This is a genomic window from Micromonospora sp. RP3T (assembly GCF_003027925.1).
GTDB lineage: Bacteria > Actinomycetota > Actinomycetes > Mycobacteriales > Micromonosporaceae > Micromonospora.
In genome coordinates this window covers 14,889-38,092 of sequence record NZ_PYPS01000039.1, presented here as the reverse complement: position 1 = coordinate 38,092, position 23,204 = coordinate 14,889, and the positions used below count along the sequence as shown (strand labels likewise).

At 73.9% G+C, this 23,204-nt stretch carries 22 protein-coding genes; 12 read left to right on the top strand and 10 right to left on the bottom strand.

The annotated features are described in order from the left end of the window. Positions 1-91 precede the first annotated feature (91 nt). The 4 genes from C8054_RS26275 to C8054_RS26260 all read left to right on the top strand — a co-directional run bounded on the left by C8054_RS26275 (position 92) and on the right by C8054_RS26260 (position 3,555). Positions 92-877: a DeoR/GlpR family DNA-binding transcription regulator gene (locus tag C8054_RS26275; RefSeq protein WP_107161380.1), complete on the top strand. Its 786-nt coding sequence runs from the start codon at positions 92-94 to the stop codon at positions 875-877. A 94-nt stretch (positions 878-971) separates the two neighbouring features. Next, complete coding sequence (locus tag C8054_RS26270; RefSeq protein WP_107161378.1) at positions 972-1,970, top strand: ATP-binding cassette domain-containing protein; 999 nt, start codon at positions 972-974, stop codon at positions 1,968-1,970. After that, entirely contained in the window at positions 1,967-2,980 is a 1,014-nt protein-coding gene (locus tag C8054_RS26265; protein ID WP_107161376.1) for an ABC transporter permease subunit, read from the top strand. The genes C8054_RS26270 and C8054_RS26265 overlap by 4 nt, the downstream gene beginning before the upstream one ends. 137 nt (positions 2,981-3,117) lie before the next feature. Next, positions 3,118-3,555, top strand: a complete 438-nt coding sequence (locus C8054_RS26260) for a DUF3263 domain-containing protein (protein WP_107161374.1) — start codon at positions 3,118-3,120, stop codon at positions 3,553-3,555. 6 nt (positions 3,556-3,561) lie between these two features. Here C8054_RS26260 and C8054_RS26255 read toward each other — a convergent pair whose 3' ends face one another. Beyond that, a complete protein-coding gene (locus C8054_RS26255) occupies positions 3,562-3,774 on the bottom strand; it encodes a hypothetical protein (protein ID WP_091069881.1) in 213 nt (70 codons plus the stop codon). A 143-nt stretch (positions 3,775-3,917) separates the two neighbouring features. On the opposite strand from C8054_RS26255, the gene C8054_RS26250 reads away from it, so the two are divergent. The 5 genes from C8054_RS26250 to C8054_RS33285 all read left to right on the top strand — a co-directional run bounded on the left by C8054_RS26250 (position 3,918) and on the right by C8054_RS33285 (position 7,768). After that, complete coding sequence (locus tag C8054_RS26250) at positions 3,918-4,820, top strand: hypothetical protein (RefSeq protein WP_107161372.1); 903 nt, start codon at positions 3,918-3,920, stop codon at positions 4,818-4,820. 149 nt (positions 4,821-4,969) lie between these two features. Then, entirely contained in the window at positions 4,970-5,479 is a 510-nt protein-coding gene (locus C8054_RS26245; RefSeq protein ID WP_107161370.1) for a GNAT family N-acetyltransferase, read from the top strand. Between the two features lie 258 nt (positions 5,480-5,737). Next, a complete protein-coding gene (locus C8054_RS26240; protein ID WP_199199925.1) occupies positions 5,738-6,190 on the top strand; it encodes a hypothetical protein in 453 nt (150 codons plus the stop codon). A gap of 2 nt (positions 6,191-6,192) precedes the next feature. Next, on the top strand, positions 6,193-7,338 hold the full coding sequence (locus C8054_RS26235; RefSeq protein ID WP_107161436.1) for an SRPBCC family protein: 1,146 nt from the start codon (positions 6,193-6,195) through the stop codon (positions 7,336-7,338). A 46-nt stretch (positions 7,339-7,384) separates the two neighbouring features. Beyond that, the gene (locus C8054_RS33285; protein ID WP_306766829.1) at positions 7,385-7,768 is read left to right on the top strand and encodes a gas vesicle protein; all 384 of its coding nucleotides are present in this window, start codon (positions 7,385-7,387) and stop codon (positions 7,766-7,768) included. Here C8054_RS33285 and C8054_RS26225 read toward each other — a convergent pair. Genes C8054_RS26225 through C8054_RS26195 form a run of 7 tightly spaced genes read right to left on the bottom strand, consistent with a single transcriptional unit; the run spans position 7,676 to position 16,382 of the window. Continuing rightward, positions 7,676-10,039 (bottom strand): AAA family ATPase, encoded by a 2,364-nt coding sequence (locus C8054_RS26225; RefSeq protein WP_107161368.1) that lies wholly within the window; start codon positions 10,037-10,039, stop codon positions 7,676-7,678. The two genes, C8054_RS33285 and C8054_RS26225, sit on opposite strands and share 93 nt — an antisense overlap. A 38-nt stretch (positions 10,040-10,077) precedes the next feature. Next, on the bottom strand, positions 10,078-10,587 hold the full coding sequence (locus C8054_RS26220) for a hypothetical protein (RefSeq protein ID WP_107161366.1): 510 nt from the start codon (positions 10,585-10,587) through the stop codon (positions 10,078-10,080). Between the two features lie 44 nt (positions 10,588-10,631). Beyond that, on the bottom strand, positions 10,632-11,393 hold the full coding sequence (locus C8054_RS26215; protein ID WP_199199924.1) for an ATP/GTP-binding protein: 762 nt from the start codon (positions 11,391-11,393) through the stop codon (positions 10,632-10,634). Further along, on the bottom strand, positions 11,371-11,823 hold the full coding sequence (locus C8054_RS26210; RefSeq protein WP_107161364.1) for a DUF742 domain-containing protein: 453 nt from the start codon (positions 11,821-11,823) through the stop codon (positions 11,371-11,373). Before C8054_RS26210 ends, C8054_RS26215 begins: the two co-directional genes overlap by 23 nt. Next, the gene (locus C8054_RS26205) at positions 11,820-12,284 is read right to left on the bottom strand and encodes a roadblock/LC7 domain-containing protein (protein ID WP_107161362.1); all 465 of its coding nucleotides are present in this window, start codon (positions 12,282-12,284) and stop codon (positions 11,820-11,822) included. The genes C8054_RS26210 and C8054_RS26205 overlap by 4 nt, the downstream gene beginning before the upstream one ends. Beyond that, positions 12,281-15,244 (bottom strand): nitrate- and nitrite sensing domain-containing protein, encoded by a 2,964-nt coding sequence (locus C8054_RS26200; RefSeq protein ID WP_107161360.1) that lies wholly within the window; start codon positions 15,242-15,244, stop codon positions 12,281-12,283. The genes C8054_RS26205 and C8054_RS26200 overlap by 4 nt, the downstream gene beginning before the upstream one ends. After that, the gene (locus C8054_RS26195) at positions 15,231-16,382 is read right to left on the bottom strand and encodes a hypothetical protein (RefSeq protein WP_107161358.1); all 1,152 of its coding nucleotides are present in this window, start codon (positions 16,380-16,382) and stop codon (positions 15,231-15,233) included. The genes C8054_RS26200 and C8054_RS26195 overlap by 14 nt, the downstream gene beginning before the upstream one ends. A 374-nt stretch (positions 16,383-16,756) precedes the next feature. On the opposite strand from C8054_RS26195, the gene C8054_RS26190 reads away from it, so the two are divergent. Both C8054_RS26190 and C8054_RS26185 read left to right on the top strand, forming a co-directional pair. Beyond that, positions 16,757-19,621: an alpha/beta fold hydrolase gene (locus C8054_RS26190; protein WP_107161355.1), complete on the top strand. Its 2,865-nt coding sequence runs from the start codon at positions 16,757-16,759 to the stop codon at positions 19,619-19,621. Further along, positions 19,621-20,505 carry an ABC transporter permease gene (locus C8054_RS26185; protein ID WP_107161353.1) on the top strand — a complete coding sequence of 295 codons (885 nt, stop codon included), beginning with the start codon at positions 19,621-19,623 and terminating at the stop codon, positions 20,503-20,505. The genes C8054_RS26190 and C8054_RS26185 overlap by 1 nt, the downstream gene beginning before the upstream one ends. Positions 20,506-20,512: 7 nt before the next feature. On the opposite strand, the gene C8054_RS26180 is transcribed toward C8054_RS26185, so the two are convergent. Continuing rightward, complete coding sequence (locus tag C8054_RS26180; protein ID WP_107161351.1) at positions 20,513-22,135, bottom strand: hypothetical protein; 1,623 nt, start codon at positions 22,133-22,135, stop codon at positions 20,513-20,515. Beyond that, a complete protein-coding gene (locus C8054_RS26175; protein WP_107161349.1) occupies positions 22,128-22,496 on the bottom strand; it encodes a hypothetical protein in 369 nt (122 codons plus the stop codon). The genes C8054_RS26180 and C8054_RS26175 overlap by 8 nt, the downstream gene beginning before the upstream one ends. A 213-nt stretch (positions 22,497-22,709) precedes the next feature. On the opposite strand from C8054_RS26175, the gene C8054_RS26170 reads away from it, so the two are divergent. Continuing rightward, positions 22,710-23,162 (top strand): DoxX family protein, encoded by a 453-nt coding sequence (locus C8054_RS26170; protein ID WP_107161346.1) that lies wholly within the window; start codon positions 22,710-22,712, stop codon positions 23,160-23,162. Positions 23,163-23,204: the final 42 nt, after the last annotated feature.

Below are 23,204 nucleotides of genomic sequence, written 5' to 3'. Positions count from 1 at the left end.
CGCAGGCCAGGGTTTTGCGCAGACGTAGTTTCGCGCACTACTGTGCACGCAACCAATCACCGTACGTGCACAGTCAGGGGAGGGCCCCGCGGTGGACCGCTACGCGCGTTGGAACGCACTGCTCGAGATGCTGACCGACAGCGGCCGGGTCAGCGTCGAGGAGGCGGCCGAGCGGCTGGCGGTCTCCCAGGCCACCATCCGGCGGGACTTCGACCAGCTCGCCCAGCAGCAGATGATCACCCGGACCCGGGGTGGCGCGGTCGCCAACGGCGTCTCGTACGACCTCCCGTTGCGCTACAAGACCGCCAAGCACTCGGCGGAGAAGCAGCGGATCGGGGCCGCCGCCGCCGCGCTGGTCTCCCCGGGCACGGTGGTCGGCCTGAACGGCGGCACCACCAGCACCGAGGTGGCCCGCGCGCTGGCCGTCCGCCCGGACCTGAACACCAGCGCCGAGGGTGCCCAGCTCACCGTGGTCACCAACGCGCTGAACATCGCCAACGAGCTGCTGGTGCGCTCGCGGATGAAGGTGGTGGTGGCCGGCGGCGTGGTCCGGCCGAAATCCTTCGAGCTGGTCGGCCCGCTGGGCGGGGCGCTGCTGCGCGAGGTCACGCTCGACGTCGCGCTGCTCGGTGTGGACGCGATCGACCCGCAGCTCGGCGCCGCCGCGCACCACGAGGGCGAGGCGGCCATGAACAGCCTGATGGTGGCCCGGGCCAAGCGGGTCGTGGTGATCGCCGACTCGTCGAAGCTGGGCGGGCACGCGTTCGCCCGGATCTGCCCGGTGGACCGGGTGGAGACGCTGGTGACTGACTCCGGCGCGGCCCCGGACGTGGTGCAGGCGTTCCGCGACGCCGGCGTGCACGTCGTCTGCGCCTGAGAGTGACACGCCGACCACCCATGCATACCGGGTATTGCCTTCGGGTGCATACCGCGTATGGTGTCGCTGTCACCTACATCGGGGGAGGTCAGCTGTGTCGGCTGTCCTGGAGATCGAGGGTCTCCGTAAGACGTACCGGAGCCGGAAACGCGGGGTCCGCCACGCGCTCGACGGCTTCGACATGCGGGTCGAGGCCGGCCAGGTGCACGGCTTCCTCGGCCCGAACGGATCCGGCAAGACCACCACGCTGCGTACGCTGCTCGGGTTGATCCGGCCCAACGGCGGCCGGATGGCCATCCTCGGCCAGGAGCTGCCGCGTGCGCTGCCGGCGGTCGCCGGCCAGGTCGGCGCCATCGTGGAGAGCCCGCAGTTCTTCCCGCACTTCTCCGCGCGGGACACGCTGAGCCTCCTCGCCCAGGCCGGCGAGCTGCCGAAGCGGCGGGTCGACGAGGTGCTGGAGCTGGTCGGCCTGCGCGACCGGGCCGGCGAGCGGGTGAAGACCTACTCGCTCGGCATGAAGCAGCGGCTCGCCGTGGCGTCCGCGCTGCTCAAGGACCCGAAGCTGCTGATCCTGGACGAGCCGGCCAACGGCCTGGACCCGGGCGGCATCCGGGAGATGCGCCGGCTCATGCGGGAGCTGGCCGAATCCGGCATGACCGTGGTGCTCTCCAGCCACATCCTCGGCGAGATCCAGCTCATCTGCGACTCGGTCACCATCATCTCGCTCGGCCGGCGGGTCGCCTTCGGGCCGGTCGAGCAGGTGCTCGCCGCGCACTCCCAGGGCACCGTGCGGGTCCGCCTGGAGGCGGTCGCCGACCTGCCCCGGGCCGAGGAGACGCTGACCCGGTCCGGGATCCGCGTCGCCGCCGAGGCCGACCACCTGATGCTGTCCGGCGTGGACAAGCCGGCCGCGGTCAGCCGGCTCCTCGCCGAGCAGGACCTGTACGTCAGCGAGCTCACCCCGGTCGCGGTCGACCTGGAGAGCGTCTTCCTCGAACTGACCGCCACCGCGCCGGTCCCCGGCCAGAACCGTCAGGTCGATCAGTCCGCCAAGGTCGACCAGACCGGCACCGCAGGAGGTTGGGGCGCATGAGCCTGTTCGTCACCGAGCTGCGCCGGCTCACCAAGCGCCGGGTCACCCGCCTGCTGCTCGTCCTGCTGGTGGTCGGGCTCGCCACCGTGGCCACCGCGTTCAGCTTCTCCAGCCACAAGCTCTCGCCCGAGGTGGTGGCCGCCGCGCAGGCCGACTCCGACGCGCAGTACCGCAAGTCGGTCGAGGAATGGAAGCGCAGCGTCACCGAGTGCGAGGCCGCCCAGGCCCGCGGCGAGCAGACCGAGGAGCGCTACGGCGAGAACTGCGGCAAGGACTACCAACCGCAGCCGGAGATGTTCGACCCGAAGTGGAACCTGCCCTACCAGTTCGACTTCCGGGCCGAGTTCCCCACGTTCATCGCCGTGTTCGCCGGCGCGGTGGCGCTCTTCGCGTTCATCGTCGGCGCCTCCTTCGTGGGGGCCGAGTGGAACACCGGCGGGATGATGAACCTGCTGCTCTGGCGGCCGAAACGGCTCGCTGTGCTGGGCACCAAGCTGGCCGCGCTGCTCACCACCGTGCTCGGGCTGAGCGTCGTGCTCGGCGCGCTGTGGACGGCCGTGTTCTGGCTGATCGGCACCCAACGGGGCACCACCGCGAAGATGACCGCCGGAGTGTGGCGATCGATCGGGCTGGACGGGCTGCGCGCCGTGGCGCTGATCCTGGTCGTCGGCGCGGTCGCGTTCGCGCTCGCCTCGCTGGGCCGGCACACCGCGATGGCGTTGGGCGCGGCGGTGGCGCTGTTCGCGGTCAGCGAGGTCGGCATCCGGATCGCGGTCGGCGTGCTGTCGGTGCCGTTCGGCGACCGCTACGTGCTCTCCACGTACGCCCAGTCGTGGTTCATGAAGCAGGCGGAGCTGTTCGACTACGACACCTGCGAGTTCGCCCGGGGCGCCTGCGAGCCGGCGAAGTACGTGGTCACCTGGCAGCAGTCGGCGGTGGTGTTCGGCATCGGCGTGGTGGCGGCCCTGGTCGCCGCGTTCTGGACGATGCGCCGGCGGGACGTCGCCTGACGTTCTCCGCGCCGCCGGCCGGACGCCGGCGGCGCGGACCGCGCGGGACGATGCGGCCGGGGACGGCCCTGGCTACGCTGGGGTCTCCCCGGCCGGCGCCTCTTCGCGCCGGTCAGCCGCCGTCGGAGAGGAGCACCATGTCCGCCGACGCCCCGGACCGGACCGCCGGGCGGTCCGACCCACCACCACCCGTCGGGGGTACGCGGGCGGTGCCCGGTGCCGCCGTCCCCCCGCCCCGCACCGCGCCCCCCGCCGAGTCGGTCCCGCCGACCGAGCCCGTACCGTCGGTGGAGCCCGAGGCCGAGCCCGCGCCCTCGGTGGAGAGCGCGCCCTCGGTGGAGAGCGCGGCGCTCACCGAGCGGGAGCTGCGGATCCTCGCCTTCGAGTCGCGGTGGTGGAAGCACGCCGGCGCGAAGGAGCAGGCCATCCGGGACACGTTCGGCCTCTCCGCGACCCGCTACTACCAGCTCCTCAACGGGCTGCTGGATCATCCCGCCGCGCTGGCGGCCGAGCCGGTGCTGATCGGCCGGCTGCGCCGGCTCCGCTCGTCGCGGGCCCGCAACCGGCGGCGTTGACCGGCCTCACTTCTCGTACGAGCGCAGCCCGTTGCCGATGGCGAAGAACGTCGGCGCCCACTCGCCGATGAAGATGCCCCAGCGGTCCGCCCGGTCCACGCCGGCGCGTTCCAGGCTCTTGGACAGGAACCAGCTCGTGAATGAGAGTCCGATGCTGACGAATCCGGCGAGATAGGCGTGCTCCGCCCGGATTCCCGACTCGTGCAACCGCTCCAACATGGCGATCCCCCTGTGCCCGGTCCGATTGGTCGCTCCCGACGCTACCGGCAGCCCCGCTCCGGTGACGCGGAGTTGCCGGGATGCGTCGCATGGCCGTGCGCCGGCCGGGTAAGGCGGCGGGCGGCGACGGAGGGAGTGGGGCGATGGGGGCACCGGACCGCCGGTACGCGACCGGCAGCGGGACGGCCCGGCCGGTCGGTGAGGCGCCGATGATGCGGGTGCGCTCCGCGTCCGATCCGGCCCCGGGGCGGCCGGAGAACGAGGACGTGGTCTTCCGGTTCGGCCCGCTCGTCGGCGTCCTCGACGGGGCCACCGTGCCGGACGGCTTCGACACCGGCTGCGTGCACGGCCCGGCGTGGTACGTCCGGCACCTGGCCGCCCGGATCGGCCTGGCGGCCGCGGCCCGCCCCGCGGCCACGCTGATGAGCAGCCTGGCGGCGGCGATCCTGGCGGTGCGGGCGGATCACGGCAACACCTGCGACCTCGACCATCCCGGCACCCCGTCGTCCACCGTCTGTCTGCTGCGCTGCGGTGGTGACCAGGTCGACTACCTGGTGCTCTGCGACAGCCCACTGGTGCTCGACACCGGCGCCGGCATCGACGTGGTCACCGACGACCGGCTGGCGGACGCGCTGGCGGACCTGCGTCGGACCGCCGCCGCGCTGCCCGACGGCGGGGTCGACCCGGCGACCCGGTTCCGGCGCGCGGTGACGGTGCAGCGCACCCGGATGAACCGCAGTCACGGCTACTGGGCGGCGGCCGGCGACCCGGACGCGGCGTACCACGCGGTGACCGGGACGGTGCCGCTGCGCGGGCCGAACGCGCTGCGCCGGGCCGTGCTGCTCAGTGACGGCGCGTCGTGCGCGGTCGAGCAGTTCGGCCTCTTCGACTGGGCCGGCCTCCTGGAGGTGGTGACCGTGGAAGGGCCGGAAGGACTGGTCGACCGGGTCCGGGCGGCCGAGCGGGACCACCCGGACCGGTTGCGCCGCCGGAAGCGGACCGACGACGCCACGGTGGCGCTCTGTGAGTTCGCGCCCCTGAGGTGAGCACGCTCACGCCGGAAGAACCGGTCGGATGACAACGGAGCGTGAGGCGGAACACCCCGGGGGTACGACCGGTCGACCCGCTCCGCCGTACCGGCAATGAGTCGGCAAAGGGGTGGACGTGCGCCGGAACGGCCGGCAGACTCCGGCTGGTGACGGGTGCGGTACGGCTGGAGCCGGTGGACGAGCGGAACCTGGAACCGTTGCTCTCCGTAGCGGCGGCTGAGGCGGAACCGGAGGACGTCATGCCTCCGGTGGACGCCCCGGCCGGCTGGTCGCTGGCCCGCCGGGACGCGTTCCGGGAGTTCCACCGCGCCAGCTTCGGCGGCCTGGACGGCCCGACCCGCACGCTGATGTACGCGATCGTGTCCGGCGGAGAGGTGGTCGGCATGGTGCGGATGACCCGTCGGGACGAGCCGGGAACGGTGGAGACCGGGATGTGGCTGGGTCGGTCGGCGCGCGGGCGCGGGCTCGGCGCCGCCGCGCTGCGGGAGCTGCTGCACGCCGCTGCGGCGGCCGGCATGCGCACGGTCGTCGCCGATACGACGCCGGACAATGCCGGGGCCATTTCCGTCCTTCGCAAATGCGGTGCGGAATTGCACGAAGAAGGCGGGAAACTGCTCGCCCGGATGTGTCTGGATTCGGCCCTCCCGACCCACTGAGGCCGTTGCTTGCCGCGCGACAACGTTCGCGCGTACTCCCTGCTCCTTCGCGTTTCACTGCGAGGTTTCGCCCATTCTGGGCAGCGCTTCCAGTTCGCCGAAGAAATGTTTTGTGAATGGCGGGGCGGGTACTGCCCGCCGGGTCCGCTGATGCGGGACACCGGCCACAGGCCCCCTTTTCGCTGATCCTCGGCAGCTGTTTACCGGGCCTGCTCCACGCATGAGGTGTCCCTTCCGCCGGGGAGCGAAGGAGAACTGATGAAGAGCGGAGCTCGGATCGCCCTGGCGGTCGGTTTCGGATATGTCCTCGGCCGGCGCAGGAAGCTGCGGACGGCCCTCACCCTGGCCGCCGCCGTGGCCGCCGGCCGGGCCAGCCAGAATCCCGGCGGCCTCAAGCAGATGGCGACGGGCCTGCTCGGGTCGAACCCGCAACTGGCCAACCTCTCCCGGCTCGGCGCGCCGCTGGTCACCGCCGGCCGGGCCGCCGCGACCGCCGCCGCCGGCAGCGGCATCGACGCGGTCAGCGGCCGGCTGCGTGGCGGCGCCGACTCGTTGCGCCGTCGTTCCGCCGGGTCCGGCGAGCAGCCGGCGGACGGCCGGCGGTCGGCGCCCGACGAGGAGCCGGAGCTGGACGAGCAGCCCGGGGCCGACGATGACGAGGCCGACTATGACGAGCAGCCGGCCCCCGTGCGCCGGCGACGGGGGCGGTGACCATGCCCCCCACCGGACTCACCGACCGGGCCCGCGACCAGATCGGCGGCGAGCTGCGCAACCTCGCCGCCGCGATCGGCGAACGCGCCGTGCAGGTGGTGACCGAGCGGGTCACCGGTGCCACCGGGCGACTCAGCGAGTACGCGAAGCAGGGCGGCGGCCCCGGCCTGGTCGCCGCGGCCACCGGCGCGCAGAAGCTCGCCGACGGCCACTCCCCGCTGAAGGCCATGTTCCATGCCGGCCTGGCCGGCGGTAAGGAGAAGCTGATGTCGGCGTTCGGTGGCGGCAAGGGTGGCAAGGGCGGCGGCAAGAAGCTCAAGGTCACCAACATCGTGGAGACCATCGAGGTCGGCGTGCCGGTCCGGGTCGCGTACAACCAGTGGACCACCTTCGGCGACTTCCCGAGCTTCATGAAGAAGGTCGAGCAGGCCGACAACGACGAGGACGACCAGATGACCTGGAAGGCGCAGGTCCTCTGGTCGCACCGCACCTGGGAGTCGACGATCGTCCGGCAGATCCCGGACCGGCTCATCCACTGGCGGTCCAAGGGCGAGAAGGGCTCGGTCGACGGCACGGTCAGCTTCCACGAGGTCGCCCCGGAACTCACCCGCATCCTGGTCGTGCTGGAGTACCACCCGCAGGGCCTCTTCGAGCACACCGGCAACCTGTGGCGCGCGCAGGGCCGCCGGGTCCGGCTGGAGCTGAAGCACTTCGTCCGGCACGTGATGACCGAGACCGTGCTCGACCCGGACTCCGTCGAGGGCTGGCGCGGCGAGATCCAGGACTCCCAGGTGGTCAGGGACCACGAGACCGCGCTCCGGGAGGAGCAGGAGGGCGGCGCGCAGGCGGAACCGGGCCGTGACGAGGAGCCCGCCGAGCGTGGTCGCCGCCGTCCGGCGCAGCGGCGCCGCCCGGTCGAGGAGGAGGAACAGGAGTACGACGACTACGACGCCGGCGACGACTTCGACGACGAGGAGTACGACGAGGAGCCGGTGGAGGAGCAGCCGCCGCCGCGCCGCCGGCAGCCGGAGCGGGCCCGTCGCCCGCAGCGCGAGGAGCGGGAACCGCGCGAGGAACGGGCCCGGCGTGCTCCCGAGGCACCCCGCCGGCCGGTTGTCCGGCGTCGCCGTGAGGAGCGTGGCGAATGAGCGTGGCGACGGTTGACCAGCCGGGCAGCGCGCTGGAACGCACCGCCTGCGGTGGCTCGGCGACATCCTGGAACGTGTCCTCGACCGGGGCATCGTCATCGCCGGTGACATCCGGATCAGCCTGCTCGACATCGAGCTGATCGAGTGGTGTTCCACGTGCGCGTGCCGCCTGGCTGGTGCGCGGTGCGGCTGCCTCTGCCAGGTGGGCGAGCCGTCTTGCCTGATGGGAGCAGGAGAGATCTTGGTACGAAAGGGCCCCCATGAGGGCCGATTTCTACCAAGATCTCGGACCGCGGTTAGTCGGACGACACGGGTGGATGGGTCGTGGGCGGTGAGGTCAGGGGCGGGTCTGGGCGTAGGACTCCAGGTGGGCCAGTTGGACGGGGTCCAGAGAGGGGCGGACGCGGGCGCGGGCCGACTCCACGTGTGACGCCGTCACGGTGCTGGCGGTCAGGGACTCGCGCATCGCGGCCAGGGCCGCCTCCCGGACCAGCGCGGCGCAGTCGGCGGCGGAGAAGCCGGCCAGCTCCGCGCCGAGCGCGTCGAGGTCCACGTCCGGCGCGAGCGGGACGTCCCGGGCCGTGGCCCGGAGGATCTCCGCGCGGGCCGACCCGTCCGGCGGCGGCACGTAGACCAGGCGCTCCAGCCGGCCCGGACGCAGCAGCGCCGGGTCGACCAGCTCCGGCCGGTTCGTCGCGCCGACCACCACCACGTTGCGCAGCGCCTCCACCCCGTCCAGTTCGGTGAGCAACGCGGCCACCACCCGATCGGTCGTACCGCCGTCGGTGGCCTGGCCGCGGACCGGCGCCAGCGCGTCCACCTCGTCCAGGAAGACCAGCGTGGGCGCCGCCTCGCGGGCCCGGCGGAACAGCTCACGGACCGCGCGTTCGCTCTCACCGACCCACTTGGAGAGCAGCTCCGCGCCCTTCACCGACAGCACGTTCGCCCGCCCGGAGCCGGCCAGCGCGGTGACCAGGTAGGTCTTGCCGCAGCCGGGCGGGCCGTAGAGCAGCACCCCGCGCGGCGGTGTCACGCCCAGTCGGGCGAACGTGTCCGGATAGGTGAGCGGCCAGAGCACCGACTCGGTCAACGTCTGCTTGACCTCGTGCAGGCCGCCGACGTCGTCGAGCGTCACCGAGGCCAGCTCCAGCGTGGACGCGGCCATCGTGGTCGCCCGGACCACCTCCCGCGCGGCGAGGAAGTCGGCCATCGCCACGGTCGGCGTCTCCGCCGTCTTCTGCCGCAGCGCCGCCCGCACCCCGGCCTCCCGCACCAGCGCGGCCAGGTCCGCGGCGACGAAACCGGGGGTACGCGCCGCCACCTCGTCCAGCCGGACGTCACCGGCCAGCGGCACCTGCCGGGTGAGCACCGTCAACTGCTCCCGGCGCAGCGCCGGATCGGGCAGCGGCACACTGATCCGCAGCGCCAGCAGGTCCGGCCCGCGCAACGCCGGGTCCACCGCCTCGGGGCGCCCGGTGGTGCAGACCACCGCCGCCCCGGCGCGTACCGTCTCGGCGACCACCTGGCGGAACACGGTGGCCAGCGGGCCGGGGTCGTCAGCCGGGGCGAGCGCCTCCACGTCGGTGACCAGCAGCACGGCCGGCCCGCCCGCGCGTACCGTCACGGCGGCCTCCCGCAGCCGGCGGGCCGCCGCGTCGTTCGACAGCGCGGCCAGCTCCGGGGCCCAGATCGGGCGGACCCGCGCGCCGACCCGGGCGGCGACGGCGCGGACCAGCGACGACTTGCCCGAGCCGGCCGGGCCTTCGACGAGCACGCCGAGCGCGACCGTGGTGCCCAGCCGGCCCAGCACCTCGCGGTGGTGGAAACCCAGGTCCAGCAGCTCGGTCAGCTCCTCGGCCTGGGCGCGCAGGCCGGGCAGCTCGTCCACGTCGGGCGCGTCCTCGGGCCCGAGCAGGCCGTCGGCTCCCGGAGCCGTCGAGTCGGCCGAGCCGGTGAAGCCACCCGAGTCGGCCGAGCCCGTCGAGCCGGTGAAGCCGGCCGAACCGGTCGAGTCGCCGGAGCCGGACCGGCCGCGCGGACCGACCGCGTCACCGGAGACCGCCGGGCCGGCCGGAACGGTGGAGCCGGTCGGGCCGGTGAAACCGGACGCGGCGGGGCCGTGGGTGGCCGGGCCGTGTTCCCAGGCCACCACCGTGTCCATGGTGACCAGCGCGCCGGTGGCCGGCTCGGCCGCCACCACGCTGAGCAGCGTGCTCGTCCAGGCGTACCCGACGGAGCTGGCGAGGCTGTGCCGTGCCGCCTCGACCAGGCCGCGCACGGCGGCGTCCGGGAGCACGTCCTGGGGCAGCAGCGAGACGTCGTCGCCGGCGGTGACCATCTTGCCCAGCAACGCGAGCCGCAGCATCTCCGGCGGGACCGCGGCCGTCACCGCGACCGGGCCGGCCAGCGTGACCCGGCCCGCCCGGGCGCAGGGCAGCGGGCTCACCGCGACCTGGCCGCCGGCCCGCAGGCCGAGGTTGCCGAGCAGCAGGTCGTCGGCGTACAGCAGGGCGCTGCTGGTGCCCGGGTCGGCGGCGGCGGCGATGCCGGCGGTCACCCGGCGGCCGGTCAGCCGCACCGGGTCGCCGGGCCGCAGCGCCAACGCGGTCAGCACCTCGGGGTGGAGGCGTACGACGCCACGGCGGGCGTCCAGCGCGGCCGGCCGCAGGCTCGCGGTCAGGGTCAGGTCGGGTTCCGCCACCCGCCGACAGTAGCCGCCGGCACCACGGCCCGCCGGGGTCAGCGCGGGTCCGGGCCGTCCAGGAGCGAGGGGTCGCGGCGGATCAGCTCGGCGAGCCGGGCCGCCGGATCGGTCGCGCGCGGGTCGTGGCCCGGGGCGGCCACCGTCTTCACCGACATGGGCCAGGTCGGCGGTGGCGCCGGTGCGGACGCCGGGCCCACCGTCACCTCCGGCCCGGCCCAGGAGACCCGCATCGGGTACGCCTGATCGCCCAGCTCCACCCGCAGCGTCACGGCGAGCCCGCGATGCGCGGCGACCACCCGCCGGACCGCCTCGGCCACCTCCTCCACCGGGTCCCGCCGCGGTGACGCGTGGCCGCCCCGCAGCCGGTACGCGCCGTGCCCCGCCCGGTCCTCCACCGGCTCGACCCCGCCGGGCGTGCCCGGCTCGGCGTGCTCGGCGGGCCTGCCCGCGTCGGCGTGCTCGACCGGCTCGCCGGGCACGCGTCGGCGCTGCGCCTCCTCGCGTCGCGCCAGCCGGGCCAGTGTCTCGTCCAGATCACCCCTCATCGCGTCCACCCTTTCGCAGAGCACGGGCCGAACCGGCTGGCGGTTCAGCGTTCCCGGGACCGGGTCGCCCGGTCCAGCGCCCGGTCCAGGACGACGAGCAGGGCGTCCCGTACGGAGAGCCGGTCCCGGGCGTCGAACTGCACCAGCGGCACGTGCTCGGCGATCGCCAGCGCCCAGCGGATCGACGGCAGGTCCAGCGCCAGCCGCCCGTCGAAGGCGTTGACGCCCACGGCGAACGGCAGTCCGGCCCGTTCGAAGAAGTCGATCGCCGGATAGCAGTCGTCGAGCCGGGCGCTGTCCACCACCACCAGCGCGCCGAGCGCGCCCCGGGCCAGGTCGTCCCACATGAAGCCGAACCGGGCCTGGCCGGGCGTACCGAAGAGGTAGAGCTTCAGGCTGCGGTCGATGGTCACGCAGCCGAAGTCCATCGCCACCGTGGTGGTGGTCTTCCCGGGCACCCCGTCGGGGTCGTCGACGCCGATCCCGGCGGTGGTCATCTCCGCCTCGGTGGTCAGCGGCGCGATCTCGGAGATCGCGCCCACCGTGGTGGTCTTGCCGACGCCGAAACCGCCGGCGATCAGGATCTTCACCGGGATCGGCGGACGTGGCGCGGGCACCCGGCCGACGATCGGGGCCGGCTCGCCGGGTGCGCCGGGCGGCCGGTACGGCAGCGGCGGCCCGGTCGGCGGCGGTGGGGTGGCGCGGCCGATCAGCGGGGCCGGGTTGCCGTAGCGGGTGGGGACGCTGTTCGCGGCCGGCCCGCCCGGGGCGGACGCCCGCCATTCAGGAGATCGCACGAAGTCCATCAATCACTCGCAGGATGAGATCGGGATCGAGGGCGTCGTCGACGTCCGCGACGTGCACGTCGAGGTGACCGGCGGCGCGCAGGTCGCCGACCAGCACCCGGGTCACGCCGAACTGCATCCGGGTCCGGGCGGAGATCTCGGCGACCGACACCGGCTCGACGCAGATCGCGACGATCGCCGCGAGTTCCGGGGCCAGCCGGGCGGTCACCGCCCATGAGCCGCTGCCCGGCCGCGCGGTCACCTGGGTCTCCAGGCTGATCGCCGGGTCACCGTCCACCCGTCCCGAGGTGAGCACGAACGGACGCGGGCCGGTCGGCTGCTCCCCGTCGCCCGCGTCCGGTCCCGGACCCGGGGCGGACGCGCGCAGGAAGGGGCGGATCCGGACGCCGGGTTCCGGCTCCGGGTCCTCGCCGGCGACCCCCGGGATCATTGCTGGACGGCGTTCTTCAGCTCGGCGATCAGGCGGGGGCTCAGGGCGCCGCCGGCGCGGCCGGCGAAGAGCGTCATCTCGTACGCCACGGTGCCCAGGTTGGCCGAGCGGTCGGCGACCACGCCGAGGACCGAGCCGCTGCTGATCGCGCTGATCAGCAGGTAGCCCTCGGCCATGTCGACGATGACCCGGTTGAGCCCGCCCAGCGCGTACCAGCTCGCGGCGCCGCCGGCCAGGCTGGTCATGCCGGAGACCACGGCGGCGAGCCGTTCCGCGTTGGACCGGTCCTTGATCGCGGACATGGCCATCAGCAGCCCGTCCGAGGAGACCGCGATCGCCTCCATCACCCCGGCCGTGCTGGAGGTGAACGAGTCGAGCAGCCAGTTGAAGGTGCGCGCCTCGGGGCTGAGGTCGCCGGTCGCGCTCTGTTCGACGTTGTCGTGCAGGTACGGGCTGGTCACCGTGATGGATCCTCTTCATAGCGGTGGTCGGTACTGACTTCGCGCAGAGCACGGGCGACGCCCGCCTCGAATTCCGTGATGCGGTCGCGGACCTCGACCGGGTCGCCGGGGTCGGAGCTGGCCGGGGGTGCGGGCGGCACCGCGGAGACGGCCAGGTTCGCCCCCGGGACGCGCCGGCTGAGTCGGGGCCGCGCGGGTGCCGGGTCGGTCGGGTCGACGTCGTCCTCGGCCCGGCGTACCCCGTCCTGGAACGCCTCCACCAGGGCGCGGACGGCGGCCGGGTCGTCCGGAACACCGAACGGCGGCCCGATCACCGGTCCGGCCGGTCCGGTGATCGGGCCGGGCGGCAGGTTGGCGCCGGGCACCCGTTTGCGGATCGGCCGGTTTCCGGGCGGTCCGGCCGGCCGGCCGACCGGACCCGGTGCGGCGGGCAGTGGCCCGCGCGGCGGCGGGGTGTAGGCGGGGCCGGTCGTCGATCCGACCGGACCTGGCGCGGCGGGCAGTGGCCCGCGCGGCGGCGGGGTGCGGGTGGGGCCGGTCGTCGGTCCGGCGGCCGGGGGAGCGGCCGGTGCCGGGCCGACGACCGGTGTCGGCGGGGTGGTGCCGGCGGGGTGTGTCGCCGGGCCGGTGGGCCGCGTGGTGGACCGTGCGGTGGCCGGCGGCCAGGCGGGCGGCGGACCGCCGGTGGGGAAGCGGAAGTCCTCGACCGGTGGCCCGGTGACAGCCGACGTCGCGACCGGCCGGCCGGCGTTCGCCGCGCGGTCCCGGTCCGTCGCCTCGTCGAGGGCTGCCGGGCGGTCCCGGGCCGGGTCCGGGGTCTCCCGGCGCGCGACCGGTGCCGTCGGAGCGACCGGTGCCGTCGGGGCGGTCGCGGTCGGGGCGCCTGCAGTCGCGGCCGGCGCGTCGGGCACCTCGGCGTCGTCCCCCAGGTGGCCGAAGGCGTTCCAGGAGTCGCCGCTGGAGATGCTGCGGGTGGCGCGGCTCAGCAGCGCCGCGTCGAAGCCCGCCGGCTCGCCGGCGGCCGGCCGGGCCGGGCGGCTCACCGGCGCGGGGTCCGGAGGCCGTTCCACGGTCGGCGCGGCGGCCCGTGCCACGGCGGTTCCGGCCGTCTCCGGCCGCCGGATCACCAGCGAGGCGGCCGGGATCTCCAGACCGGCGGTGATCCCGCCGCCCGCGGTCGCCATCAGCCGTACGGCCCAGCCGTGCCGGCGGGCCAGCCGGCCCACCACGAAGAGTCCGAGCACCTCGGTCGGCGCGAGGTCGAGCCGCTCCCGGCGGGTGAGCCGGGCGTTCTCCTCGGCGAGCCGCTCCTCGGTGAGGCCGATGCCGTGGTCCACCACGGTGAGCCGGGCGCCTGAGTCGGTCAGCTCGCCGGCCACCACGACCCGGGTGTGCGGCGGCGAGAAGGCGGTCGCGTTCTCCATCAGCTCGGCCAGCGCCAGCACCAGATCGCCGGCGATCGCGGGCGCGGCCGAGACGCCGGGCGGGACCTGCACGTCGACCCGGGTGTAGTCCTCGATCTCGCCGAGCGCGAGCCGGACCACGTCGGCCAGCGGGACCGGGGCCACGTGACCGTCCGAACCGGTGGCCCCGGAGAGCACCACCAGGCTGCCGGCGTTGCGGCGCAGCCGGCTGGAGATGTGGTCCAGCCGGTAGAGGTGCTCCAGCCGGCCCGGGTCGACCTCCTGCCGTTCCAGCCGGTCGATGAGCGCGATCTGGCGACCGACCAGGTTCTGCGTACGCCGGCCGACGTGGCCGAACATCTGCGCCACGTTGCGCCGGCCGGCCACCTGCCGCTCGACCAGCCGGGCGGCGGTGTGCTGCACCCGCTCGAACGCGCGGGCCAGGTCGCCGAGCTCGTCCCGGGCGCGGATGTCGACCGGGTCGAGGCGTACCGGCGGCACCGACTCGGTCTCGTCGTCGGCCACCCGGGTCAGCTCCGCCTCGGCGACCCGGGCGACGCGTTCGGCGGACCGGGTGAGCCGGCTCAGCGGCCGGGACACCGTACGGGCCACCGTCATGCTCAGCAGCACCACCAGGAGCAGGATCGCAGCCGCCGCCACGGCGACCAGCCAGGCCGTGGTCAGCGCGTTCCGCTCCTCGGTACGCGTCTCCGCGATGACGTCCGCGACGACCTTCTTCTCCACGAACTGGCCCAGCGTGATCATCGAGCGGACCGAGGGGAAGAGCGCGTCCAGCGGCAGCGGGGCGATCGCCGCGACCGGGTCGCGGATGCTGTCGCGCAGGAACGTCTGGCTGGTCCGGGCCGCCACCGCCGCGTCGTCCAGCAGCGCCAGCTTCAACTGCTCCGGCGTGATCAGCTTGCGGAACCGGTCGTTGTCCACGTCGAGCGCCGCCATGCAGGCGATGTACGAGGCGGCGACCCGCGGCTCACCTGTCGCGCGGACCAGCACGATCTGGGTGGCGCACGAACTCAGCGCCTCGTCGGTACGCAGCAGCGCGTCCAGCGCGAGCACCTGCCGCCCGGCCGAGGTGTCGGTGTCCACCCGGAACGGCAGCCGCAGCGCCTCGATCAGCGCCACGTCGACCCGGGCGAAGGTGTTCAGGATCTGTTCCGGCGTGGCCCGGCCGGCGAGCGTCGCGGTCCGGACGTCGGCCAGCCGGCGTACCCCGTCGAGGGACTCGTGGACCGGCGTCGGCAGCGACTCGGCGCGCAGGTCGGCGACCCGGTCGTCGACGGTGGCGGACTTCTGGATCAGCTCGGTGCGGGTCACCCGGCCGAGCAGCAACCCGATCGAGAGCAGACGTTCCTGCTGGAGGTCCTGCACCAGGCTGCCGATCCGGCTGGCGACGCGGACGGTCTCCACGGTGTCGGCGGCGCGGCCCGCGGCGGCCACCCGGTCGACGACCACCGGCACGGCCAGCCCGACCATGCTGAGCAGCGGAATGATCACCAGCAGGGCGAGCTTGCCCCGGATCCGCAACCTAGTGAGCAGCATCGAACGGCCTCCACCGCTCGGCCTCGACGCCCCGACCCACCGCGACGGGCTGGCGGTCGGGGCTCCGGCCGGCGGCCGTCGGGTCCGGTCGGACCGCCGGGGGCAGTGCGGCGTCGGCGGGCGTCGGGTGTGCCTCGGCGGCGGGCCGCCGGAGCAGCGTCACGGCCAGCCCGACCAGCAACGCCACCGTCACGCCGGCCGCGATCCGGGCCAGCAGCCGGTCCCGGTCGAGCGCGTCCACCCGTTCCTCCAGCAACGTGTCGAGCTGGTCGAGGATGACGGTGCGGAGCTGCTTGGCGGCGGACTGGGCAGCGAGGCCGGCGGCGGTGAGCTGGGCGGTGTTCGGCGCGGCCCGGCCGCCGCCCGCGGCGGTGAACGCCTCCAGCGACCGCTGGTAGGCGTCCAGCGGGGTGAGCACGTTGGCGCCCAGGTCGGTGCTCTCCGAGCTGTCCACCGCCGTGCGTAGGTCGGCGACCAGGTCGTTGGCCGGACCGAACGCGGACGACCGCAGTTCGGCCAGCTCGATGCCGGTCTTCGCACGTTCGGCGGCGGGACGCGCGGCGGCCAGCCGGACCAGGTCGGCGAGCCGACCGGCCAGCACCATCGCGGTGGGCAGGTCGCCGCCGATGCCGTCCTGGAGGAAGAACGAGTCGGACCGGGGGTCGCGGATCAGGCCGGAGCTTTCCCGTACCTTCCGGTAGAGCGCGAGCAGCAGGTCGTTGGCTTCGCCGTACGCCTGGTAGGCGGCCTCGGGGTCGGCGAGCCCCCGGTCCGGCAGCCCTTCGAGCTTCGCCCGCAGCCCGGCCCAGCGTTCGTGGCTGCGCAGCTCGTCGCCGACGGCGGTGTCCACGGCGGCCACCTGCTCGATCGCGGCGTTGAGCGAGGCGCGGGAGACCGGCGCCCCGGCCACGGCGGTGGACTGGGCCTCCACCAACGCGTCGGTGACCGGCCCGAGGGCGCGCAGGTAGCGGACCCCCAGCCGTTCCCGGGACGCCAGGTCGTGGTCGTCCGTGGTGGTGCCGTCGACGAGCGCGAAGAGCAGCCCGAGCGGGGCGACCAGCGCCAGCGCCAGCAGCAGGGGCAGGACACGGCCCGACATGGAGGGCCGCCGACGCACCCGCGGCGCGGGAACTGTCATGGTCTGTCTCCTCCGGCGACGGCGGGGCGGTCGATGCCCCGGGAGGTCGCCGCAAGCAGTCCCGTGCACCGGACCGGAAAATTAGTCGAACCGGGCGGGGTGCGAACCTGGGGCGCGCAGTCGGTTTCACGTCAGTTCGTCCGGGGTGACCGACCGTCGAGTTGTTCGCCACGCAGCGTCCGATCGGGTCGTCGAGTCGCGCCTTGAGCACTGATTTGCGGCTGTAGATGTAAATTCACGTGATCCGAATACATCCCGCTGGGACGCTCTGGACCTTCTGCGGACGACGGGCAGCACGCGCCGAACGGCGCAACCGGACGAACGTACGGCGGATCTCAGGGAACGCTCAGCCGGCGGCCCGTACCGTGTGCCGCATGAGATCACCCGTCGCGCGGGTTCGGCGCGCCCTGGCCGGCCGTCCGCGCCGGATCGTCGCCGCCGTGCTGGTGGTCGTCCTGGTCGCCGCCGCGCTGGTCTGGGCGGTCCGCCCTCAGGGTACGGACTTCCGGACCGAGGCGGCGCTGCTGACCGTGCGGTCCGGGCCGGACGGGACCGAGCCGGTCGACCTGGACACCACGCTCTACCTGCCCGACGACGCCTCCGACGCCAACCGGGTGCCGGCGGTGCTGCTGGCGCACGGCTTCGGCGGCACCAAGGAGTCGGTCCGCCCGGACGCGGAGGACCTGGTCGCCCGGGGCTACGCGGTGCTCACCTGGACCGCCCGCGGCTTCGGCCGCTCCGGCGGCCAGATCCACCTGGACAGCCCCGACCACGAGGTACGCGACGGCCAGCGCCTGCTGGACTGGCTCGCCGCCCGCCCCGAGGTGCGTCTCGACTCGGCCGGTGACCCGCGCGTCGGCGTGGTCGGCGGCTCGTACGGCGGCGGCCTGGCGTTGCTGCTGGCCGCGCAGGACAAGCGGGTCGACGCGATCGTCCCGATGATCACCTGGAACGACCTGTCCCGGGCGTTCCTGCCGGAGAGCGCCGGCAAGCCGCCCACCGAGGGCGTGTTCAAGAAGGGCTGGGCCGGCATCTTCTTCGGCGGCGGCGGCAACGCCGGCTCCGGGCCGGCCGGGCTCTCCGGCGCCACCGCCGCCGCGCCGGAGGGCGCGCCCACCTCGCCCGGGCCGGCGAGCCCGCAGCCGGGCGCGGGACCGGGCAGCGGCTCCGGCCGGGCCCCGGGGGGCGCGGCCGACCCGTCCTGCGGCCGGTTCGCCGCCGACGTCTGCGCCGCGTACCTGCGCATCGCCACCACGGGTCGCGCCGACCAGGCCGCGGTCGAGCTGCTGCGCCGCTCGTCGCCGGCCGGCGTGCTGGACCGGATCAAGGCGCCCACGCTGCTGGTGCAGGGCGAGGCGGACACGTTGTTCCCGCTCACCGAGGCGGACGCCAACGCGCGCGGCATCGCCGCCGCCGGCACGCCGGTGCGGGTGGCCTGGTTCACCGGTGGCCACGACGGCGGCGCCGGCCCGACGTCCGACTCCGACCGGGTGAAGTTCCTGACCGCGCAGTGGCTCGACCACTACGTCAAGGGCGAGGGGGCGGCACCCGGCGACACGTTCACGTTCTCCCGGATCGCCGGGTTCGACGCGCTGGACCGGGGCCTGGTGGCCACCGGCTACCGCACCGACGACTACCCGGGCGTGGCCGGGCAGGAGCGCCGCGACGTGGCGCTGACCGGCCCGGCCCAGCCGGTCGCCGTACCGCCGAACGGCAACCCGGCGGCGATCTCCGCGGTGCCGTTCGCCGGCGCGCTCGGCTCGCTGCTGGACGGCGTGGCCGGCGACATCCCCGGCCAGCACGCCCGCTTCGAGTCCGCGCCGCTGGACGACCCGGTCGACGTGGTCGGCGCGCCGACCGTGCGGATCCGGGCCGCCTCGCGGACCGGCGAGGCGGTCCTCTTCGTCAAGCTCTACGACGTCGACCCGCAGGGCGCGTCGACGCTGCCGGACGGACTGGTCGCGCCGGTGCGGCTGACCGGCCTGCCGCCGACGCTCGACGCCGCCGCGCCGGTCACCGTCACGCTGCCGGCGATCGTCCGGCGGATCGAGGCCGGGCACCGGCTGCGGCTCGTGGTGGCGACGTCCGACCAGGCGTACGCCACGCCGGCCGAGCCGGCGGTGCACACCGTGGCGCTCGGCGACGGCCCGCTGGTGCTGCCCACCGTCGACGCCGCGCCCATCCCCACCTCGGCCGCGATCTGGCGCTGGGTGCTGGCCGGCCTGCTCGCCGCGATCGCGGTCGGGCTCGTCGTGGTCGTGCTGCTCGCCCGCCGCCGGCACCGCCGCCAGGACCGCTCCATCCACCCGGAGTACGCGGGCGTTCCGCTCGCCGTGCGCAACCTGCGCAAGGAGTACGCGGACGGCTTCGTCGCCGTCTCCGACGTGGACTTCGAGGTGCACCCCGGGCAGGTGGTCGGCCTGCTCGGGCCGAACGGCGCCGGCAAGACCACCACGCTGCGGGTGCTGATGGGGCTGACCCAGCCCACCGCCGGCGAGATCTACGTGTTCGGGCACCGGCTGGTGCCGGGCTCGCCGGTGCTGTCCCGGATCGGCGCGCTGGTCGAGGGGCCGGGCTTCCTGCCGCACCTGTCCGGGCTGGACAACTTGAAGGCGTACTGGCGGGCCACCGGGCGGCCGTGGGCGGACGCGCACTTCGACGAGGCGTTGGAGATCGCGGGCTTGGGCACCTCGGTGCACCGGCGGACGAAGAAGTACAGCCACGGCATGCGGCAGCGGCTCGCCATCGCGCAGGCCATGCTCGGCCTGCCCGAGCTGCTGGTGCTCGACGAGCCGACGGACGGGCTGGACCCGCCGCAGATCGCCGAGATGCGCCGGGTGCTCCAGCGCTATGCCACCGACGGCCGGGCGGTGCTGGTCTCCAGTCACCTGCTGGCCGAGGTGGAGCAGACCTGCACGCACGCGGTGGTGGTGAACAAGGGCCGGATCGTGGCGTCCGGCCCGGTCGAGGAGATCGTCGGCGAGTCGCCGAGCGTGCTGTTCGAGGTGAGCGACCCGGACGCGGCGCGGACCGTGCTGGACCGGCTGGACGGCGTACGGGTGCTGCCGGATGCCGACGGCGGGCTGGTGGTGGACACCAACGGGACCGCCCGCCGCGACGTGGTGGCCGAACTGGTCCGGGCCGGCATCGGGGTGGACCGGGTGGTGCCCCGGCGCCGCCTGGAGGACGCGTTCCTCGCCCTGGTCGGCGAGAACTCTCGGGGAAGCGGTGACCGGTGATGGTGGACACTTCGGTGGCGTCGAAGGACAGTGGCGGCGCGGCGGACGGCTACCGGCCGTCGGCCACGATGCCGTTCGGGGCGGAGTTCCGGCGGCAGGCGTCGCGGCGGCGTACCCAGTTGGCGCTCGGGTTCATGGTGCTGCTGCCGTTGATCATCCTGGTGGCGTTCCAGTTCGACTCCGGGGACGACGACGGCGGTGGGCGGGGCGAGTTCGCCAGCCTGGCCGACCTGGCCACCTCGGGCGGGCTCAACTTCACCCTGTTCTCGATCCTGGTGTCGGCGTCGTTCCTGCTGGTCGTGGTGGTGGCGCTGTTCTGCGGGGACACGGTGGCCAGCGAGGCGAGCTGGGGGAGCCTGCGCTACCTGCTGGCCGTGCCGGTGCCCCGGGCCCGGCTGCTGGCGGTGAAGCTGGTGGTCGCGCTCGCGTACTCCGGTCTGGCGTTGGTCCTGCTGGCCGGCACCGCGCTGCTCGCCGGCACGCTGCGCTACGGCTGGAAGCCGCTGAGCAGCCAGGTCTCCGCGGAGCTGGCCCCGGCGGACGGACTGCTGCGGCTGGTCGGCGTGCTCGGCTACCTGGCGGTGGTGCTGCTGGTGGTGGCCGGCCTGGCGTTCCTGCTCTCGGTGACCACGGACGCGGCGCTCGGCGCGGTCGGTGGGGCGGTGCTGCTCTGGATCCTGTCCAGCATCCTCGACCAGATCACCGCGCTGGGCGGGCTGCGCAACCTGCTGCCGACCCACTACAGCAGCGCCTGGCTGGGGCTGTTGTCGTCGCCGATGCAGACCGACGACGTGGTCAAGGGCGCGATCTCGGCGGTCGTCTACGCCACGCTGTTCTGGGGGCTCGCCTTCTGGCGCTTCACCCGCAAGGACATCACGAGCTGAGGGGCCGTCACTCCGGCGGCCAGAACGTGCCGTCGCCGAGCTGGCGGAAGCGTTCGGTGAACGCGTCGCTGTCCTGGAACACCACCTCGATGTGCGGCCGGTGCTCGGGCAGGAGCTGGAACAGCAGCGTGATCACGTTCTGGTTGGTGGGGCTGACGAAGGCGGCGAGCTTCAGGTCGAGGCCGGGTGCGAGCATCGGGCGGCACTCCTCGGCGAATAGTTCGACGGCGCGTTGGGTCGCGAACACGAAGACCACCAGCTCATCGTGTGCGGGCAGGCCGAACGGCTGGTCGACGCCCTCGCCGGTCACCCAGGGGACCAGGAAGACGCGCTGTTGGCGGTCGAGTGTCTCCGCCGCGTCGGCGGGCCGGGCGACGAACGCGGCGAGCAGGTCCAGGTCCGGGTGCTGGACGTCGAGCGTCCGGGCCAGATCGAGGAACCGCTCGGTCTCCGACCGGATGACGGCCGCGGTCGCCTCGTGCGTGAACGCCTCGGCCAAGCGGTCGAAGACGTTGAGCCCTCGCTCCTCCGGGAGCACGCTGTGCCGCATCGCCCGCGCATGCCCCACCTCGAACGCGGTGAACTGCTCGTTCATCCGGGCGTGCATCGCCAGCAGGGCGGCGTGCATCTCCTCGACGGCCGCCGGGTCGGCGCCCCGCACGGGGCGACCGCCGGAAGCCAGGTGCACCGACAGGAAGTCGATCATCACGTTGAGGCGGACGCTGTGCGCCACGACGTTGAACGCGTCGATCGCCTCCCGTCCGAGCCGGGCCCCGTAGCGGGCGACCATGACGCAACTGTTCATGAACTGCATCAGGCCGAACATCAGCAGGATCTCGCCGGCGAGCTGGTCGGCGCGGAACGCGTCGGGCGTGCCGTCGCGCTGGAGCACGCGGGCGGTGGCTGTGTACAGCACCTGCGCCGAGAACATGTCGGCGTCGAGTTCCTCCCGGAGCACCCCGTGGTCCAGCGAGTCGGGCCGCGATCTGCGGCGACGCCACTCCCGGACGTCGTCGTGGCGGTCGGCGGCGAACAACCCGCGGGTCACCTCGTCGATGAGCCGATCGAGGTGCTCCGCGGCGTCGGCCGGCTCCGGCCGCCCCGGCGGGTGGGTGACGGCGTGGACATGGCCGAGTTCGTGCAGCAGCGGGTAGAACCACACGGACATGTAGTGGTGGCCGACCGGTGTGCGTTCGAGATCCCTGAGCGTCACCGGCGGGTGGTAGGTCGTGCTGGCCGGCAGCGACTCCACCAGCAGGTGACAGGCCAGGCCCGGATCGCCGTACCGGAGGGCCAGCTCGGCGATGATGCGCAGACTGACCTGCTCGGCCACCTCCGCCATCAGCTCGGGAGACAGGTGGCGGGCGGTCACGATCTCCCGCAGGTGCCCGATCATTTCCAGGTACCGCGTGTTGAACAGCACGACCGACGGGTCCAGGCCCGGCAGGGAGAACATCTCCGGCACGTCACCGTCGACCCAGTACACCGCGTACGGGTGGCCGATCACCTCGTCCACCACGTCCAGCACCACGTTCATCGGGCTGTGACCGTCGCGCTCGTGCCGCCACGTCCGGACGGCGGCACCCACCTGCGACCGTACGACGTGGTCGAGGACGGTGTCGTCAAGCATCCGGTGGTCGGTCCGCCGCGTCGTCGCCCGCCGGCAGCTCCGTCGCGGCCCGGAACTGGCGCAACAGTTCCTCGATGTCCGCCGGACCCGGGTTGTCGACGGCGAAGGTACGCTCGGCCAGGTTCATCTCGACCCGCCCGACGCGGAACTCTCTGACCAGCTCCGCCAGGGCGCGCAGGATGTCCGGCGCCATCTTCAACGCCACCCCGGCGACCACCATCCACGACGTGACGGCGGCCCCGTCGAGGTTGCGTCGCCCGGACGCCTGCGCCGCGACCCCGCGCGCCGTCAGCGTGTCGACCAGCGGCTGTGCGGCCTCCTCGGCGCACACCGCCACCAGCGTGACCCGCTCCGATCCCACCGTTCACCTCCCGAAGGTCCACTGGGGAGCAATGAGCACGCTAGTGCACCGCCGCCACACTCCGACCGGTCCGAGGTCTTCCTGTCGGCTACCCGACTTCCATATCATGGGAGCGTTCCCATGAGATTGTCCCGCCAGCAAGGAATTTATTACCTTCAATGTTTATGCCGACCATCCTGGACGTCGTCCCACACCCGTCCCAGGAGGTTTCCCATGGTCCCGGCGCAGTTGAACGGTCCCGTGCTCTCCCTGTTCCGCATCGTCGTCGGCTTTCTCTTCCTGCTCCACGGCGCGGCGTCGATCTTCGGCATACTCGGCGGCAACCCGGCCACCGGCGGCGCGGTTCCCGTCGGCACCTGGCCCGGCTGGTGGGCCGCGCTGATCCAGCTCGTCTGCGGCGTGCTCGTGCTCGTCGGCCTGGTCACCCGGCCCGCCGCACTGCTCGCCTCCGGCTCGATGGCGTACGCGTACTTCGTGGTGCACCAGCCGCACGGCCTGCTGCCGATGAAGAACGGCGGCGAGCTGGCCGCGCTCTTCTGCTGGTCGTTCCTGCTGGTCGCGGTGCTCGGCCCGGGCACCTGGGCGCTCGACGCGCTGATCTCCCGCCGCCGCACCGCCCCCGCCGCCCCCACCCCGGCGACCCGCAACGCCTCCGTCCCGGCCTGAGCCGCCGCGCGCCCGAGATCTTGGTACGGGAGTGCCCCTCCG